Source organism: Methanofollis sp. (assembly GCF_028702905.1).
Lineage (GTDB): Archaea > Halobacteriota > Methanomicrobia > Methanomicrobiales > Methanofollaceae > Methanofollis.
Genome location: NZ_JAQVNX010000043.1, coordinates 1 through 16686 on the forward strand (window position 1 = coordinate 1; position 16686 = coordinate 16686).

13 protein-coding genes and 1 pseudogene are annotated in these 16686 nt (G+C 59.4%); 11 read left to right on the forward strand and 3 right to left on the reverse strand.

Features of this window, described 5'->3' with window-relative positions; genetic code table 11:
- Positions 1 to 3082: DUF2341 domain-containing protein (locus tag PHP59_RS06760; protein WP_300165339.1), on the reverse strand; the 3082-nt coding region annotated here is incomplete at its 3' end.
- An 18-nt stretch (positions 3083 to 3100) separates the two neighbouring features.
- Positions 3101 to 4165, reverse strand: a pseudogene (locus PHP59_RS12695) (DUF3344 domain-containing protein); the annotation flags it as partial.
- A gap of 467 nt (positions 4166 to 4632) precedes the next feature.
- On the opposite strand from PHP59_RS12695, the gene PHP59_RS06765 reads away from it, so the two are divergent.
- From PHP59_RS06765 to PHP59_RS06815, 11 genes are all read left to right on the forward strand, one after another.
- Positions 4633 to 4791, forward strand: coding sequence for a hypothetical protein (locus tag PHP59_RS06765; protein ID WP_300165341.1), 159 nt, complete (start codon positions 4633 to 4635; stop codon positions 4789 to 4791).
- A 275-nt stretch (positions 4792 to 5066) separates the two neighbouring features.
- Complete coding sequence (locus PHP59_RS06770; RefSeq protein WP_300165343.1) at positions 5067 to 6821, forward strand: hypothetical protein; 1755 nt, start codon at positions 5067 to 5069, stop codon at positions 6819 to 6821.
- A 98-nt stretch (positions 6822 to 6919) separates the two neighbouring features.
- Positions 6920 to 7468 (forward strand): Yip1 family protein, encoded by a 549-nt coding sequence (locus PHP59_RS06775; protein WP_300165345.1) that lies wholly within the window; start codon positions 6920 to 6922, stop codon positions 7466 to 7468.
- Between the two features lie 10 nt (positions 7469 to 7478).
- Positions 7479 to 8564 carry a hypothetical protein gene (locus tag PHP59_RS06780; protein ID WP_300165347.1) on the forward strand — a complete coding sequence of 362 codons (1086 nt, stop codon included), beginning with the start codon at positions 7479 to 7481 and terminating at the stop codon, positions 8562 to 8564.
- A 48-nt stretch (positions 8565 to 8612) separates the two neighbouring features.
- Positions 8613 to 9329, forward strand: coding sequence for a carboxypeptidase regulatory-like domain-containing protein (locus tag PHP59_RS06785; protein WP_300165349.1), 717 nt, complete (start codon positions 8613 to 8615; stop codon positions 9327 to 9329).
- A gap of 53 nt (positions 9330 to 9382) precedes the next feature.
- The gene (locus PHP59_RS06790; protein WP_300165351.1) at positions 9383 to 10636 is read left to right on the forward strand and encodes a condensation protein; all 1254 of its coding nucleotides are present in this window, start codon (positions 9383 to 9385) and stop codon (positions 10634 to 10636) included.
- Positions 10637 to 10809: 173 nt separating this feature from the next.
- On the forward strand, positions 10810 to 11328 hold the full coding sequence (locus PHP59_RS06795) for a hypothetical protein (protein WP_300165353.1): 519 nt from the start codon (positions 10810 to 10812) through the stop codon (positions 11326 to 11328).
- A gap of 340 nt (positions 11329 to 11668) precedes the next feature.
- Entirely contained in the window at positions 11669 to 12490 is an 822-nt protein-coding gene (gene dapF, locus PHP59_RS06800) for a diaminopimelate epimerase (protein ID WP_300165355.1), read from the forward strand.
- A 103-nt stretch (positions 12491 to 12593) separates the two neighbouring features.
- Positions 12594 to 13640 carry an ATP-binding cassette domain-containing protein gene (locus tag PHP59_RS06805; RefSeq protein WP_300165357.1) on the forward strand — a complete coding sequence of 349 codons (1047 nt, stop codon included), beginning with the start codon at positions 12594 to 12596 and terminating at the stop codon, positions 13638 to 13640.
- On the forward strand, positions 13640 to 14722 hold the full coding sequence (locus PHP59_RS06810; RefSeq protein ID WP_300165363.1) for an ABC transporter permease: 1083 nt from the start codon (positions 13640 to 13642) through the stop codon (positions 14720 to 14722). The genes PHP59_RS06805 and PHP59_RS06810 overlap by 1 nt, the downstream gene beginning before the upstream one ends.
- Before the next feature lie 456 nt (positions 14723 to 15178).
- On the forward strand, positions 15179 to 16129 hold the full coding sequence (locus PHP59_RS06815) for a hypothetical protein (RefSeq protein ID WP_300165359.1): 951 nt from the start codon (positions 15179 to 15181) through the stop codon (positions 16127 to 16129).
- 183 nt (positions 16130 to 16312) lie between these two features.
- Here the strand turns inward: PHP59_RS06815 and PHP59_RS06820 are convergent.
- Positions 16313 to 16686: pyridoxamine 5'-phosphate oxidase family protein (locus tag PHP59_RS06820; RefSeq protein ID WP_366943737.1), on the reverse strand; the 374-nt coding region annotated here is incomplete at its 5' end.

The window sequence follows — 16686 nt, forward strand, 5'->3', positions numbered from 1 at the left end:
TCGTGCCGCTCACGTTGAAACCGACGGAGAAGGCGCCGGCGTCGGCATTACCGATGTTCGTGATCTTTGCGGTGTACGTGTTCCCGGCGGCGGAGAAGACCTGGCCGCAGTTCGGCGTGAGGGTCGAGACCGTCAGGTCGGGTGCGGCGGGTTCACCGACAACGATGTAATCGATCTCCATCTCATCGTCACTCCCGGCGGCGTTCGTCGCAGTCAGCGTCACCGTGTAGTTTCCGGCCTCTATGTAGGTGTGGGTCGGATGCTGAACCGTCGAGGTCGTGTTGTCCCCGAAGGTCCACGACCACGAAGTCGGGCTGCCGGTCGAGGTGTCGTTGAACTGTACCGTCAGCGGGGCATTACCCTCTGTCGTGTTTGCGGTGAAATTCGCGCCCGGCTTAAGATTGGTGGCTGAGGGTGGCGTGGCGCTGTAAGTGCGGATGAGGACGTAGTCGATGGTGCGAGTGCCGCCAAGCCCGGTTTTGTACTCTCCCTGGCTGAGGAGGAGTCTGAACCCGTCGCCGGAATATGTAGTATCCGAGGCAGAAGCAATCAGGGTTCCATCTCGATAGATATTCAGATCAGCGTCCTGAACCTCGAAACGGTGGGTGTAGAAGGTGTTGAGAGAGGGGTAGAGCGCGGACGTAGTCGCTCCCAGAACTTCAGTGTCACCCTCGGTTGATACGTGCGTTCTTCTAATGTCGCAAGACCCTGCCACCTGTGCATTCTGAACCCAGGTCGCGTATGCCTCGAAGAGTCCGGTGTGCCACCACGTGTTAGCACCCTTGTCGAAGACTCCGCTCACTCCTCCCTTCCCATAGCACGTATCAGAGTATTCTTTGGCAGAGACACTGTCTCGGTACTCGATGATCACCCCGCGGGAGAGGAGCGGCTTTGTCCAGGCGTTCCCGGAAGAGATGACGTTCGGCGCACCGGCGAGGAGGAGGTTTCCGTTCCCGTCCAGATTAACAGTTGCAGAGGAGGAACCCTTCTTCACGCTCTCCCAGAGGTCAGGGTCGGGAGCGGCATTCTCTGGGCCGTCGAAGTTGTCGTAAAGGAGGTACGTTGCGCTCCCGTCACTCGTTGTCGTTGCTGCCGGGTTCCCGTAGTAGACCGCCAGCGTCCCGGGTTGGTCCGCCCCCTCCAGCCGCACGCAGAAACGGGCGCTGCTGTTGTCGAAGTCCGGCCAGAGGTAGTAGGCGAATTCATTACCCACAGCGTCCTTGAAACGGACGTCACCATAATCCGCTTTGCAGCGGTCGACGACGTAGAGATGCCAGGTATTCGTCCCGTTCCCGATCTCTTCATACGCCGTGCCGTCCGTCCGGTGGACCACAACGTCCTGCTGATACACTGCCGTGTCACCGGCAGTATAGGAGATATTCTGGGAATACTCGCTCTTGCCTGCGTAGATGTAATCGGCCTTTGTCTCGATGTCACTACCGTAGTTGTTTGTGACCGTCAGGCTCACCGTGTAATTGCCGACATTTGCATAGGTATGGACCGGGTGCTGATCGGTTGAGGTGGCGCCGTCGCCGAAATCCCAGGACCAGGCAGACGGGTTAACGGTTGAAGTGTCGGTGAACTGGACCCTCAGCGGGACATAACCGTTCATCACGTTCACCGTGAAATTCCCGATAGGCGCTCCACTGCCGACTGTTATGTAATCGGTCTTCACGCAGGTGCTGCTGTCATAACTGTTCGTGGCGGTGAGGTTCACCGTGTAGGTGCCCTCGGTCTCGTAGGTATAGACCGGGTTCTGCTCGGTCGACGTACCGCCGTCCCCGAAGTCCCATGTCCAGGCAGATGGGGAATTGAGCGACGTGTCGTTGAACTGTACCGTCAGCGGGGCATGACCGCTCGTCGTGTTTGCGGTGAAGCTCGCGACCGGCTTGAAATTGGTGGCGGCTGGCGGTGCGGCACTGTAGGTGCGGACGAGGATGTAATCCAGGTCCATCGGCCCGTATCCTCTATAATGCACTAACTGGAGAGGTTTTGGACCGCTCACTCCCGCATACCGCGACGAGACAGTCCATGCTCCTCCGTCCCGCCGCTCTTTAAGAGATTCATCAGGAGCAATAACAAACTCCTCGGTGTAATACCCACTCGGCACATCCGGGATAACATCTCCCTCTGAACTGCGGCCCCAGGTTCTCGGCGGGCCCCATATGGCAGCCCCTTGCGTTTTTCCGGAGTAGATCGCAGATTGATAATTCGAAGCATAGTTTTCAAGGCCTATCGAGGAACCGTTACCGGTATAATCCCTATTTCCAAGACCAAGTGAGGTAGAATATGTACGCGACTGGATTCTAAACTGAACGATTATACCGGAGGGTACCTGTGCGCGAGAGAAGATCTCGGCAAAGTTTCGCGATCCAGACGATACATGGAGTTTCCCGGAGTTTACGGAGATCCCGTTGTTCTGAACGACCTCCCATTTTGTTGAATCCACTGCCGGATCGTCAAATTGGTCGAAAAGGAGATATGTTGCACTCCCGTCGCTCGTTGTCGTTGCTGCAGGATCCCCATACCGGACCATCAGCGTCCCCGGTTGATCCGCGTTTTCCAGGCGAACATGGAACCGTGCCTGTTCGGAGGTAAAGTCCGGCCAGAGGTAGTATGCCCGCGGCGTTCCGTTGACGTCGGCAAACCGCACATCCCCATAATCCTCCCGGCACCGATCCCCGACGAAGATATGCCAGACCTTCAGGCCGTCTGCCTCCTCCTCATAGGCCGTGCCGTCCGTCCGGTGGACGACAACATCCTGCTGATACACTGCCGTGTCACCGGTACTGAAGGAGATGTTCTGGGAATACTCACACCGACCCGCACGGATGAAGCTGGTCTTTGTCGCGGTGTTGCTGCCATAGTCATTCGCGACAGTGAGGCTGACAGTATAGATGCCCGGCGTGGTGTAGGTGTGGTCCGGACTCTGTTCGGATGATGTTGAATTATCACCGAAGTCCCAGGACCAGACGGTCAGGAGGCCGGTCGAGGTGTCGGTGAACTGAACAGTGAGCGGCGTTTCACCGTTCTTCACGTTGGCGCTGAAGTCCGCGACCGGAGCAATCGCTGCATTTCTCACCAGCACCGTCAGTGAGTTGTTACTCCCGTCCGACTCAATCTCTACATTCTCCGGATCTGCAACCACAGTCAGCAAGTAGGTTTCTGCGCCGCTGTCGGGCGTCCAGTGCAGGTCGACGGTCGTGCTGTCGCCGGCTGCCAGCCCGGCAACAGGCTGAATATCCAAAACATTACCCCTCGCCATGAGTGAGACATTGAATGGCCGTGAATCCTTGCTGCCCCTATTTTCAATGGTCACGGTCATAGTATTTGTGGTGTTGGGAAACGCGTACAAAGGAGTCGTCAGATTCACCGGCACAAGGTCAGGGGCTTTATATTCTATCGCGAGGGCGTGGAATACCAGGGAAGTGTAATCGTCGTTACCTCGTCCTACATTTACACTCTGGTTTTCAGTTACAAGCAATCCCTGTACATTATCCCAGTGGAGGTAATCGAAGTATTCACCACGTACATATTCAACTGTAGCCGGAAGTGATTTCCCGTTCAGGTCCTCGTAATTATATCCGGTGAGGTGGGTGGAATAGAGACTTGCACTCTGCACATCGGTCAGGTCTACTGTCCCGTTGAAAGAGGTGGTTGAATAGTCGTTGCCTTCATACATCCAGTCCAGACCTTCAGCAACCCAGTATTCGATCAAAGGTTTGGTTTCATTTTTCAATACTACTACAAGGGTGCTGCCGTACTGTCTGCCGTCGCCCCAGGATGCCGAGTTGACGGTTGCAGTATTCACCTCCCCCGGGTTCACGTAGTCCGTGACATTAAAGGGTATCCATGTCACCCCCATACCCGACGAATAATAGGATGGGCTGGTCGGGAGTGCATGTCCGTTGAATGTAGCGGATATCGAATCAAGAGTATATGCGGTTGAGGCAGTCCAGACCCCTACATAATATCGCGCGAAGATAACGGTCCCATTGGGCACGTTGAAGTTGTTTGTAGTGGACTTGGAAGGGAAGTTTGCCGTGGAATCCACATAGACTTCACCCTGCACGGTATCGTGCGTGACTGTGGGTAAAGCCGCGGCAGGGCCGGCAAGCAGCAGGAGCACCAGCACCAGCAGCGCAGATTTAGTATACTGGCTCATTTTCACCACCTCGAAAAGCAGGAAGGCGAACCGGTTGCGGCCGGGGGCGCGGTCATGCACAGCAGTGCAGCGATACAGAGAACCAGAAAGAATCGTCGCATATTTCGTTCAACTCCATTTTTCCTAATCAATCAGACCCATATCATAGTCCCGATCATGATACAGAACGACAAAATGAGGGGGATCAGCATACAGAATCATAATTATGGTATCGTATATATAGTATAATTGTTCACACAAGATCAAATTGTTTTTATAATGATTATTATCTGATGCACATCAGATAGAGAATTCGTATTCCCAAGAGAGAGCAGTACGCACGCTTAAGGCCCCATCCTGCAACCAGAAAGGGATGGTCAGACCTTCCGAACACCGACCTGTTTCACAGAGCAATGGCCGGGCAACCATCCCTATCAGCCGAACTCTTCTGCACGAGGAGCATGTCTCCGCTGACGATGGAGGTGCCGATGGTCGAAGACACGTCTCCGGAGAGCGTCGTGTCGCTGCCGCCGGCGGTGTTTGCGAGTCGGGGGTACGATCCAGCGCTGGGGGTAGAGAGAAGCACCGTTCTTGCTGCCGTCGTCGTGGTAACCTCCACGCTTTCGAGGAGCACCCGGTCTCGATGATGGAGAAACCCCACTCACCGAATACGGTGGATCCATCGATCCGAGCATGAGGACGTACCATGAAAACCACCAGAAGTGGTTTTCAAAGAACCGCCTGAAACTTCGTTTCATAAGCGATTCTACAAAGCCCGGTACACCATTCACTCACCTCCCGACACTGTGACGCGTAGACGATCCGCACAGAAATCATATATAAAACAACAAAGATATTTAAGACTCGAAAGATCGATTCTGCCTGCCGGCACGGTCCCCCGACAGGTCGGGGAGGGAAAGATATGGACAAAAACAGTACGGGAAGAAGAAAACTCCTCCTTCTTGCGATGGCCGTCTTTGCGGTCGTGATCATCGGCAGTGCTCTTCTCATAAACATGGACAGGGAAACGCACAAAGAGGCCATCCGCCAGGTCATCCCGGACATCAGCGAGAAAGACCTGGAAGACCTCTCGGCCCGCCCGGTCTACGCCGCCTACGGGAGGGTCCGGAATAACCAGGACCTCGACGCCATTATCAATTCTGCAGACGCCGACCTCGAAGAGAGACATTTCTTCTATCCCGAAGGCCCGGTCTTCGGCTATAGCGTCAATCACCTCGACTGCATCATGGTCTATCTCGACGAAGAAGCGGCAGTCAACCGGACGACCACGGACGAGATCTACGGCGTCATCGAGTCCCATGCCCGTGCAGGGGGGACGAACAATACGCCCGTCCTCTTCGTCCGCACCCTCCAGATCACCCCGGACACGACCTTGCAACGCCCCGAGAGAGCGAGTGCTCAACCGACCCCGCGGGAAGGCACGTCCTATCTCGATATCCACGGTGCAGGGGGCCGGAGTGTCCTGCTCTATCCCGAGGACGAAGAGTATCCGGCCATCGAGACGGAATGCCGCGAGTTGATCGGGGGCATCAGATCGCAGCTCAAGATGAGTTATACCCGTGATGAACTGGCGGCGATGAAACGAAACGGCACCTATGTTGCGCTCCACTTCTCCCGTCCCACCACATTCGAGACGAGCTATATCGTCGACAGGGCGCCGCTGAATATCACCATCAACGAAGCGGTCTTCTTCCTGGACCGGGACGAGGAGAGGAACATGGTCATCACCCCCGCACAGAACGGAGCAGGGGTCTGGACAACGTCGCGTGACCGCGCGACCCTGAGAAAACTGGCCGTGCCCGTCCTCATCGAGGAGGGACGCGGCAGCACGTCCTTCGGCAAAAATCTCACGTACACCTCCATAAACCTCCCGCCCGCACCTGAAAAGGTCGTCCTCTATACCGTCGTGACACCTGCGATCACGGCGGAAAACGTCTCGACGATGGCGGAGAGGATGGGCCTGAAAGGGACGGTGCGGGAGGCAGACGGCCAGTTCACCCTCTCCGACAGCCCGTACTCGCTGGAAGTCCACAGGCAGTCCGGGCGGGTCGCCCTGATCGACATCCCCCGCTGGATGATGCCGAACGCACGGGACCTGCCGGCAAACCTCCCGCCGGACGAGAGGGCAACCGAGATCGCAGCACAGTATCTGACAGATGCAGGACTGATGCCCCGCGATGCGGTCCTGTGCGGTGTCGAGCATCCAGAGATCGTCGAAAGCAATGAGAGAGGGGAGACAACCGGCATCGCCTATGAAGCGGTCCAGGTTTCTTACTGCCGTAAAATCGACGGCCGACCAGTCGTCGGTTCCGAGATGACCGTCGACGTCGGCGGCGGCGGTGACATCCTCAACGTCTACAAGATCTGGAGAGACTTCGCAGCCGGGGAGGAGATCGCGATCATAACGCCACGGGAAGCGCTGGAAGAACTGAAGATCCTCGGTGTGCCGGCAGATCCGATGCGGCGGCAGACGGTAGAGATCACAGGGATCGAACTCGGGTACTATGAAGCCGGGGCGACGGAAGACCCCGCCCACCTTGTCCCGGTCTACATCTTCACGGGCACCGTGACGGACGGGAGTACAGAGACATCGTTCGTCAGGTACGTCGCCGCATCTCCCAAATTCAGAGGAGAGATCCCGTGGGTGAAGTCATAGGAAGAGAGTGGAGAGATAAAAAATGAAAGACAGGAATAGAAAAGGGGATTTTTCCCGGAATGAGGCGGATGTAACGGGAGTACGGGAGGATCTCTGAGATGGATACAGTATCTCTATCAAACGCATTCACCGACCCCCGGCATCTCTTCGAGCACCTGAAACAGACGTCGCTACGGGAAGACCTCCGGGTCTACTTCACCCTGGTCCTCGCCACGTCGGTCCTCTTCCTGCTGCCGATGTACTTTCTGGGGTCGGAACCGGGGATGGAGTATTCGACCATGGGCCTGCCGTATATCGTCGACATCGCCCTTGCCACCGTCATCCAGCTGGCGTGGAGCCTGGTGAACGGGGCGGTCATCCTCCTGGTCGTCAGCCTCGTCGAGCATTTTTTCCTCCTCTTCGTCGACGAGAACCGGGGGTTCGAGAGGACGATGAAGTCGGCGGTCTATGCCCTCGTGCCTGCCATCCTCTTCGGGTGGGCGGTCGCTGTCGTCCCGCACGCGGGCCTGCTCCTCCTCGTCTGCTTCAGCCTGATCACCTACGTCGGCACACGCGTCTTCCATGAAAAATCACGGGACAGGGCCGCATTCGTCGCCCTCGCAACAGGCGCGGCCCTCCTCGCATTCTGCGCCAGGTGGGTCCTGTAGAGAGGTGTCTATGGTGCTGGACCGTTTGAAAGAGGAGGGGAAGGCGAAGACCCTCCGCCGTGCGGCAATGGCCGTCGTCCTCTTCCTCCTTCTTGCCGCGACGCTGGCAGGTGCGGCGACCCCGGAGACAGACGCCGAAACGCTCCTCCTCTCTGCCGGGAACGTCTCACCGGAGAGGGTGACGGAGTGGCGCGACCAGATGCCTGTCCCCTCGTACACCATCCGCAACGGCTCCCTCTGTTTCCGGTATGTCAGCATCTTTCTTCCCGAAGAGTCGGACGACACAACAGTAGACGGCTATTACGCCCGCATCCTCCCGGACGGGAGGACTCTCTCCTATGCCGAGGTGAAAGACGCCTCCGCACCCGCCTCTGACCCCACTGCCTTCCGTGCACGGGCCGAAGCATCCCTGTACAGCAGAAACGACACAGAAGAGAGATGGATGCAGGAGCGCTTCAGGCCCATGATCGCCTTCTTCGACGGGTACACGGAACTGGCGCGGCACACCACCGTCAGGGACTATCCGGGAGTCGGGGAGGTGGCCGCCACGACCATCCTGTACCATTACCCGAATGACGGCGACCCGGACAATGAGTATTTCTGCACCTGCTCCTGCATCGTCGAGACACCCCGGAACGCATCGTCGGGAGGTGAGGGCTGGAGGAACAGGCGGATGGATGTCCACTATATTCTCAACGCCACATACGGCGACATCCCACAGTTCGATATTTTAGCGACCTCGTTCAACCCGCAGACATCCCGGGACCGCCTGCGTACCCTTGACATCTCCGGTCACCTCCTCGGGTGGCTGGTCGCCTCCCACTCCCGATACTTCCCTGAAGAGGAGGTCTTCTGGAACGTGGAGGTGGGGTACTGCGACGAACTCGCCACAGAACCGTTGCATTTCTTCCCGACCCTGGAGATCGTGGGCATACAACCCCCAGAGAACGAGACCGGATGGCATGTGCTTGCAAAGACCGGAATGGACATGGACGAAGGATGGGCGAGGATCGGGTGGCGGGGGTACGAGACGACGCCGGAGTCGCCCGACACCTGGGGCCATGCTCTCCTCGTCCGTACGGTGCCGGACGCGTAGACGATCCGCAGATAAATGACATATAGACAGGCGGAGAGATCTCGGCTCATGAAATACAGATGCATATTCACCGCCATTGCCATACTGCTGATCGCACTCCCGTGTTCTGGCCTTGCATCAGACATAGGAGAGAAAATATCTCTCACCGTCACGTCTCCGGTCGACGGGGCGGAGGTCTGGATCGACGTCGTCCCGCCCCACCTTGCAGTCGTCGGGAATGTCAGCGCCCCTTCGGGCATCAGGGAGGTGCGTGTGCAGAGCGGGGCCGGAGAGGTCTCGTGCGGGAACGGGACGACGTTCGCATGCTCCGTACCGGTATCGAAGGGGGAGAACACGATCACCGTCGTGGCGGTCGACAACCTCGGGAACAGGGCAGAAGAGACACTGAGCGTGACCGTCCGCATCGGCATGCCCCCACCGGAGGCGATCACCGTCTCGGGCAGGGTGACGGATCCTGCAGGCAACCCGGTTCCCGGCGCAGTCGTGAGATTTGAGTCGGAAATTATGCTGGAAGACAACCCTCTCGCGGCGACGACCGTAACAGGGCCGGACGGCAGGTACCTGGTAGAGAACGCAATCGGGTACAGGCAGACGATCACGGTCGGGAAGGAAGGATATCTCCCCCTCAGGCGCGAGGTCGTCTTCGAGAACCTGACAAACACCCTCGACCTGGAAATGGAACCTGAGGGCCGGACGGTCCCGGGGTTCGACCTTTCGGTCGGCGTCCTCGCCCTGCTGCTGGCCCTGATAGTCAGGAGAAGATAAGAGCAGACGGCGCCGCCAAAGCACATATCCCCCTCCAGAGACGATCATCATATATGACCCTCCACCCCGCCCCTCCCTTCGACCTCTTCAATGTCTATTTCGAGCGCATCTACGACCCGGCGATGCACCTCCTCTTCGCGTTCGACGGCCAGGTCGACGAAGAGAGGCTGAAGGAGGCGACGCTCCGCCTCGTCGCCGCGAACCCCTATCTCGGGTGCCGGTTCGCGGAAAGGGACGGCATGCCCTGCTGGGAGGAGATCGTGGAGGAGGAACGGGACAGGGCCTTCGTCGTCCTCCCGCCCGGAACAGAGATGCCGCCTGCCCCCCTCGACGTCCGCAGGGGGCCGCAACTGCGGGTGAGTCTCCTGCGGGAGGACGGCGGCGACCGCGTCGTCGTCACCTGCCACCATGGTTTCTCCGACGCCCGCGGTCTCATGGACCTCGCACGGGAGCTCTTCGCGGCCTACCGCGGGACCGCACCGGCACCCGTAGGGTGGTACGACCGGGGCACGGCCCAGGTCCTCGCGAGGTTCTCCGCGGCGGAGATAGAGCGGGCACGCGACGCGGAGGAACCCTTCGTCGACAGGTGGCGCTTCCCCGTCGAGAGGACAGGGCGGGGGACACCGCGGATCGCATACAGGACTCTCCCCCCCGACCATCTCCGCCGTGCAAAGGCGTTCGGCAGGAAACACGGCGCCACCGTGAACGACATCATGATCGGCGCCTTCTTCCTCGCCTTCCTGAAGACCAGGGACGACCCCGCCGACTGCGGCGCACCCCGCTCCCTCCTCACCTCGGCGGACCTCCGCCGGTACCTCGACCGTCCCGTCCCGCCCATGAACCTCTCCGTCGCCTACGAGGTCACCCTCACGGCCGGCGAGGGAGCGGGCCTGGAGGGCGTCATCGACCAGGTCACCGCGGCGACGAGACGGCGCAAGGCGAACGGCCTCGGCCTCGGCTGCATCTTCTTCTACGACGATATCTACGCGGGCGGCGTGCCGGCGGCAGGCGAGTTCTTCGACGGCATGATGCGGAGGTACGAGGAGGCAGGCCTCAAGAACCCGGTCTTCTCCAATATCGGTGTGCTCGACGACGGCGACGTCCTCCCCATCGAAGGGAAGGACGGGAGATCTCTCGACCTCCGCAGTGCCTGCCTCTTCCCCTGCGTCTGCTGGCCGTACGGGTTTCTCATGTCCCTCTCCACCTTCCGCGAGTCCATGACGATCGTCTCGGCCTACGAGGAGGGGCCGTACTCGCGGGAGACCGTCGAGGGTTTCCTCGATTCCGTGGTGGAGTATCTCCCCTGACCCGGTACGTCTTTAATTTTCGGCGGAGTCATGGGCGCCCTCCCGCCGGCCCGAACCCGGACAGGAGTTCGGAATAATGCCGGGCCGGGCTCTCTGGAGAGAGAGCACAGGGGATCCCGGCCTCGGAAACACTATATACCGTATCAAACACTCCAAATAGAGAAGAGAGATTTATGGATCTGAGGGCAAAGGCACCGGCATTTCTTGTCGCGGCGATCGCCGTGATACTGGTATCCATCGGCGCTGCATCGATCTATGCCGACCTGAACTCCGGCCAGAAGGGAGGAGAGACCGGGGCGGCGATCCGGGAGGTGATCCCCGACATCGGCGACGCCGACCTGGAAAGGATCCTCGCGTGCGATGTCTGCGCCGCCTACGGGAGGGTCGGTGAGGGGCAGGACCTTCTCTCCGTCCTCCAGGCGGCCGGGCCCGAGCTTGAGCCGTACCTCTACCCGGAGGGCCCGGTCTACTCCTACGGCATCACCTACCCGGGCTGCATCCAGATTTTCCTGGACGGAAAAACCCCGGCCAACCACTCGACCACGGACACGATCTACCAGGTCGTCGAACGCCACGGGAGAGGTCTGGGGGTGAAGAGCACGCCGGTGATCTTCGCCCGGACCCCCTTCGCAAACAGGACGGCGACTGAAGAGATGCTGTCGCCGCCCTGGATGAAGGGGAAGGAGGCATGACGTTCCGGGACAGACCACACACACAAAAATTTCCTTGCGGCCAGAGAGGGATCGCCGACGACGAGAATGCCTGACTGGCCATGACAGATAGACGATCTGCACAGAAATGATATATTCAAAGAAGGTACCATTTCCCATCACGGGTCTCTGAAAGAGGCCCTGCAGGACTTCACCCATTGCCAGGTGGGGGGATGGAACACCCAATTGCCGTCCTCCCCGCATCCTGCACACCCATCACGCGGGTGCCCCGGGCACCCGCACCTTCGTCTCCCCTCTTTTATTGCGTTCAGGCAGACTGACCAGCGAAGTGATATAGCGTGGACAGGGAAAACATAGAGGTATGGAGATCCGGTTCACCAAACTGCACGGCAATGGCAACGACTTCGTCCTGATCGACGAGATGGAGGGCACGGTCATCCCGGACGAGATGAAAGGGGGTTTTGCCGCCCTGTACTGCGACCGCCGCTTCGGCATCGGTGCGGACGGCGTGCTCTTCATCTCCCCCTCGGAGAAGGCCGACGTGAAGATGCGCCTCTTCCAGCAGGACGAGAGCGAGGCCGAGATGTGTGGGAACGGCATCAGGTGTCTCGCAAAGTACGCCTTCGACGCGGGTCTTGCCACCGGCACCTGCACGGTCGAGACTCTCGCGGGCGTCATGCCTGTCTCGATGGGCTACGACGAGGACGGCGAGTTCTGGGCGACGATCCAGATGGTCGACCCGGCCTTCGCCCGCTCTGCCATTCCGGCGGTCGGCGAGGGGGAGTATAAGGAGGAGATCGACGGCTTCACCGTCTACGCAGCGAACACCGGCGTCCCCCATGCGGTGATCTTCGTCGACGACGTCGCCGCCATCGACGTCCCGGCCGCCGCCCCCCGCATCCGCCACCACCCCTCCTTCCCGAAGGGGGCGAACGTGAACTTCGTGCAGGTGACGGGCGAGGACGGGATCAGGGTCCGCACCTTTGAACGGGGCGTCGAGGGCGAGACGGAGTCCTGCGGCACCGGCGCCACGGCCTCGGCGGTCGTCGCCCACCGCCTCGGCCGCGTCGGCGCCGGGGTACATGTCGAGACGAACGGCGGCCCCCTCGTCATCGAGTGCGGCGAGACGACGACGATGCAGGGCCCCGCGGTGACGGTCTTCTCGGGCGTCATCGAGGGGTGAGAGGGCCTCACCCCCTACCATTTTTGACATAAAACCTCTTTTCTGGTCTTTCAGCGGCTGCGGGGGGGTCGGTGCAACGGCTGACCAGTTATTATACACCCCGGTGAGCATACGAACCATCCGTCGAAAAACTGATGAGACGATGATCCGCATGGCCGGGACGAACAGCGACCGCACAGCCGAACCGGAGAGCATCATCCGGATCGAGCACCTATCCAAGGTCTTCAGGGACGGGAATCACACGGTGAAGGCGGTGGACGACGTCTCCTTCGAGGTGCGGAAAGGGGAGATCTTAGGCCTCCTTGGTCCGAACGGCGCCGGAAAAAGCACGATCATCCGCATCCTCACCACCCTTCTGCGGCCCACCTCGGGGAAGGTGTTCATCGGCCCCTACGACGTCGCCCGCCAGCAGGAGGAGATCCGCCGTATGATCGGGGTCTGCCCCCAGACCAGCACGCTCGACCTCGAACTCACCGCCTACGACAACCTGGACTTCTACGGCAACCTGCAGGAAGTCGATCCGCACATCCTCGATGCCAGGATCAGGGAACTCCTCGACATGGTCGACCTTACCGACCGTGCCCATGCGCCGGTGCAGACGTTCTCCGGCGGGATGAGGCGGAAACTGGAGATCGTGCGGGCTTTCATCCACAAACCCCTCATCCTCTTCCTGGACGAACCGACGATCGGTCTCGATCCCGAGTCCCGTCGGGAGGTGTGGCGTCAGGTGACGGCCCTGAACAGGGAGGAGACGACGATCATCCTGACCACGCACTACATGGACGAGGCGGAGAAACTCTGCGACCGCATCGCCTTCGTGGACAAGGGGCGTCTCCTCCGCCTCGACACCACCGAGAACCTCAAACATTCCCTTCCCTCCGGGGACGTCATCGAGATCGGGGTCGAGACGGTGGACGAGGAGACCCTCGCGGCGCTGCGGGCGGACCGTCGCCTCACCTCGGTGGAGGCGAGGGAGCACACGCTCATCATCTCGGCCGAGAACGGGAGCCGCGTCCTGCCCTCCATCGTCGAGGTGTTCGAGAAGCACGCCCTCCCCATGACGTCGATCGCCATCCGCTCCCCCTCGATCGAGGACGTCTTCATCTACCTCACGGGAACACGGCTGGACGGGGGGAGGGGTCGTCCGTGATGCGGGGGGCCGTCGCGATCTTCAGGCGGGACTTCAAGAAGTTCCTGGGGAACCCGGCCATCATTGTGATGACCCTCTTCATGCCGATCATGTACCTCATCATCTTCGGGAACGCCATGGGCGGGACGATCACCCACATCCCCATCGGCGTGGCGCAGGAGGTGCCCTTCGAGAACGAGACGCACCTCTACCTCTCGGCCGTCGACGGTCTCGGCCACTTCCACAGCGGGGACAACCCCCCCATGTTCGACGTCACGGTCTACTCAGGGGAAGAGACGGCAAAGGCGGCTTTTGCCGACGGAAAAGTGATGGCCGTGGCGATATTTCCCTCAGGGGTCTCGACCGACCGCCCAGTCCGCCTCTATCTCGACAGCTCCGAGTATATGATCCCCGACCTGATCCAGTCGGGGGTGAGCAGCGTCATAGCGCAGTCAGGGGCGAACAACTCGCTGCAGGTCTCGAAGATCTACGGCGACATCAAGTATATCCAGTTCTTCGGGGTCGGGGTCATCGTCATGGCCATCTTCATGACCACGATGATGGGCGGCGGGATCAGCATGATCCGCGACCGGGAGAACGGGATCATCGAGGGCTACCTGGTCACGCCGGTGAAGCGTTCGAGCATCATCTTCGGGATCATCGCGAGCGGGACCGTCAAGGCGTTCATGGCGGGCTTCATCATCTTCATGGTCGACATCTTCGTCGCAGGTGTCGTGGTCGATAGCATCGAGACCTTTCTCATGGTCCTCGTCGTCCTCTTCATCATCAGCATCGGGATTACGAGCCTGGTGATCTCGTTCAGTTCGCGGTTCTCTACCCAGCAGGAGTATGCCTCGGTCGTAGCGTTCCTGAACCTCATCCTGTTCATGACCAGCGGGGCGTTCTACCCGGTGCTCGGCATGCCCGACTGGCTCAGCTGGATTGCCGCGATCAACCCGGAGTATTATGCGATCCACGCCCTGCGGAGCCTGATCCTGCGGGGGCAGGTAAACCTCATCGGCCTGGACCTCCTGGCGCTCATCGTCTTCTCCGGGATCGCCATCGCCCTCGGGATCACGACCTACCGCCGGACGCTGGAGTGAGGGGGAAAATATGTCTGTATAGGTTATTGACGGGCAAAATTCGGGCCGTCGTGATCGCTCGCATTTATCCACGGCGTATCGCCCCGGAGGGTTTCAACGAAGACCGGATAACTTCAGACTCGCCGGGTCAGGATGCACTGAGAGAGTTTCAGAACAATCAGGCTATTACCCGGAAGAAAGAGACACTACGCTATGCATGGAAGATTCTTCACGGCCGTCTGCGCCCCGGCAGTGATCATCGCTTTGATTTTGTGTGCAGTCCCCGTATCGGCAGATCCCGGCTGGATGACGAAAGGAGTATCTGAAAATACGACCGATGCACTGGGAGGGAAAATTTCTGGAGACTTCATCCTCTACCTCGGAGGGGCGGAGGGGCTCGATCAGTCTCAGAACAGGATATACCTCTATGCGATACGGACCGGCGACCAGAAGATCGTCGGCAGCCCATCCGCAAACATGACGGTGACAGGGCCGGAGATCTCCGGGGAGTACGCAGTATGGTTCGAAACTCTCATAACGGACTTCGATCCGAACAAAACCAGCACTGCGCCGAACCGGGTGTACCTTTATTCGCTCCTGAACGATTCTGCTGACATCCTTGATACTCCGGGCACCGCAGAGTGGCCGAAGATCGACGGCGGGCAGGTCATCTGGATGAACGAATCCGACGATTCGTTCAACGTCCGGATCTCCCTGTACGACATCGGCACGGGGAAGAGCGAACAGGTCTGCGAACTGCCGATCATCGATCCCGCCGGTGCCCTCTTCGACGGCGATCATATCGCATACCGGGCTGACGAGGGTCTCTTCCTGTATTCTCTCGAAAACAAAGCAAACACAACAGTATTTCGCAATGTATTCGGGAACGAATCCGGATCGAACGTCGGAGAGTATGCGATGGGCGGCGATTACCTGATCTACCTCAAACACAGCGCCAACTTCGAGGGCCCGGATAAGGGGAGGTTCGATGAACCCTATCTCCATAGCATCTCGACGGGAGAGACGAAACGTCTCGACCCGAAGACCGGGGCTTTTTCGGAATCATCGCAACCAACGGCCAAAGCCGAAAAGGATCTGGAAATTTCTTCACCGTTCACCGACGGGGAACAAATCGGGTGGATTTATTCGGAGAATTCACCTGACTCAACAATTGTTCTCTGTGATCCGAAGACCGGAGCGGTTGAAAAAATATCGGTGGACGGCCTGGCCAACGATGTATCCATGGAAGGCGATCGCATGACCTGGGTTGAGACACACTTTCCGTCATTCCACGGAGAACTCATCTATGCGCATGAGGACGCCAGCACTACGGAAACGACGCCCGTGTCCACGCCGGGGTTCTCGGCAGGTATCGGCATCGCCGCCCTGCTGACCGCACTGGTGCTGCTGGTCGGAAAGAAAAAGTAAAAGCCCTTCCGTCCGGCAGCATCCGGCGGCCAGGACACACAGGATGCCGTCGAACAGTCGGCAGAGGTCGCACCGGGGGATGAATTTTATCTGGCCCGCACCTGATCTGGGGCGGGCTCTCACATCCTGATACGCCAGGTACGGGGGGGATGGGGGGAGGAATATCCCCATACATACAGAGTGTTAGAATATAACGCGGGGCGCCTCGGCCTCCCGCATGTTGTACTCCATCGTCCAGAGAGATGCCTCGCCGTGGGCGACGCGGAAGACGGCAAGCGTGGGATCATCTGCACCGGAGATGCCGATCTGGAGAAGCCACGGGCGCTCTTTGACGAGCCGCTCTTTCAGGGTCGCATCTTCGAGGAACTCGGCCTCTCCTGCGACCCGTAGCATCGTTCCCGTAGCATCGGCGGGCGCATAGAAGCAGAGCTCGATCTTCGGGTTCTTCGTAAGCTGCTGCCAGATCTTTTTCAGAGTTCCGGTATGATAGTAAAACCCGCTCTCATTGGCAAACCACATCGCAAACGCCCGGACCCTGGGCTGGTCGCCGTCTATGG

Coding starts and splice junctions, on each gene's coding strand:
- dapF (WP_300165355.1), top strand. CDS start 11,669: ATGGAGATCCGGTTCACCAAACTGCACGGCAATGGCAACGACTTCGTC.
- PHP59_RS06795 (WP_300165353.1), top strand. CDS start 10,810: ATGGATCTGAGGGCAAAGGCACCGGCATTTCTTGTCGCGGCGATCGCC.
- PHP59_RS06815 (WP_300165359.1), top strand. CDS start 15,179: ATGACGGTGACAGGGCCGGAGATCTCCGGGGAGTACGCAGTATGGTTC.
- PHP59_RS06785 (WP_300165349.1), top strand. CDS start 8,613: ATGAAATACAGATGCATATTCACCGCCATTGCCATACTGCTGATCGCA.
- PHP59_RS06765 (WP_300165341.1), top strand. CDS start 4,633: ATGGTCGAAGACACGTCTCCGGAGAGCGTCGTGTCGCTGCCGCCGGCG.
- PHP59_RS06775 (WP_300165345.1), top strand. CDS start 6,920: ATGGATACAGTATCTCTATCAAACGCATTCACCGACCCCCGGCATCTC.
- PHP59_RS06770 (WP_300165343.1), top strand. CDS start 5,067: ATGGACAAAAACAGTACGGGAAGAAGAAAACTCCTCCTTCTTGCGATG.
- PHP59_RS06810 (WP_300165363.1), top strand. CDS start 13,640: ATGCGGGGGGCCGTCGCGATCTTCAGGCGGGACTTCAAGAAGTTCCTG.
- PHP59_RS06790 (WP_300165351.1), top strand. CDS start 9,383: ATGACCCTCCACCCCGCCCCTCCCTTCGACCTCTTCAATGTCTATTTC.
- PHP59_RS06780 (WP_300165347.1), top strand. CDS start 7,479: ATGGTGCTGGACCGTTTGAAAGAGGAGGGGAAGGCGAAGACCCTCCGC.